Raw genomic sequence first — 1,096 nt, forward strand, 5'->3', positions numbered from 1 at the left:
CGGCAAGTCCACGCTGCTGAAAGTGCTGACCGGGGAGGAACCGGCGGATGCCGGTGAAGTGGTCTGGGCGAAGGGGCCGGGTTTTGTTTCCTACAACAAAATGCTGGAAGAGCTCGACGACGCCGACACCGTTTCGCACGCGGTCAACGCGCTGCCGGACAGCCTGGCCTTCAGCGCCACGAAGAAGTCCGTCAACAGGTTCCTCGCCATGTTCCAGTTCTCCGAGGCCGACCTCAAACAGAAGATCGGGAACCTCTCCGGCGGACAGAAAGCCCGCGTCGCCATGGCCCAGTGCCTGCTGTCCGGGGCCTCGGTGCTGCTGCTGGATGAGCCCACCAACCACCTGGACATGTCCAGTACCCAGGTGATGGAGCGGGCACTGCTCCACTTCCCCGGCGCGGTCGTCGTGGTCAGCCACGACCGCTTCTTCACCGAAAAGATCGCCACCCGTCAGCTGGTCTTCGGCACCGACGGCGCAGAACCCGGCGAGGTCGACGTACGCGCGGCCTAAGGACGTGGTGATTGCCCCGAGGCTCAGTGTTTGCTCAACATTGGCTCAGGATGTGGCCTGAGCGGCTAAAGGGCCGACAAGTGGTCGTTTCCGAGCGGTAGTGTGGCGCTGGCTGCCGACCGGGGGGACGGCAGCGGTCTCTTATCCGCTTTGAAAGGAATCTCCCGTGGCAGGAATCATCGGCTGGCTCAGTGCTCTGGGCACCACAGGCAAGGCAGTAGTAGTGGCCTCCGTCGTCGTCACCGGCGGCGCCGGCGCAGCGGCGGCCACCGCGACCACCAATCTCCCGGCTGACCCGACGTCAACCATGACGGCGACCGGCACCGAAACCTCTGAGCCGGCCGGGTCGGCCGGGTCGGAGACTCCGGTAGTGGGCGACCAGGAAGCCGCCGATCACGAATCGTCTGAATCGTCTGAACCGGGCGATCCGGCTGAATCGTCTGAACCGGGCGATCCGGCTGAGTCGGATGACCAGGAGGCGGACGATCAGGGCACAGAGGCGGACGCGGACGATCAGGGTGCGGAAGAGGTCGCGGACGACCAGAACGCGGACGACCAGAACGCGGACGACCATGGCGCGGAAGA

2 protein-coding genes are annotated in these 1,096 nt (G+C 65.2%); both read left to right on the forward strand.

The window, feature by feature from the left end:
- The coding region (locus tag LQV45_RS34860) for an ATP-binding cassette domain-containing protein (RefSeq protein ID WP_230012533.1) at positions 1–511 on the forward strand (511 nt) is incomplete at its 5' end.
- Positions 512–734: 223 nt separating this feature from the next.
- On the forward strand, positions 735–1,096 hold a 362-nt coding region (locus LQV45_RS34865), incomplete at its 3' end, for a hypothetical protein (RefSeq protein WP_374208374.1).

This window comes from Microbacterium sp. Bi128, assembly GCF_918698205.1.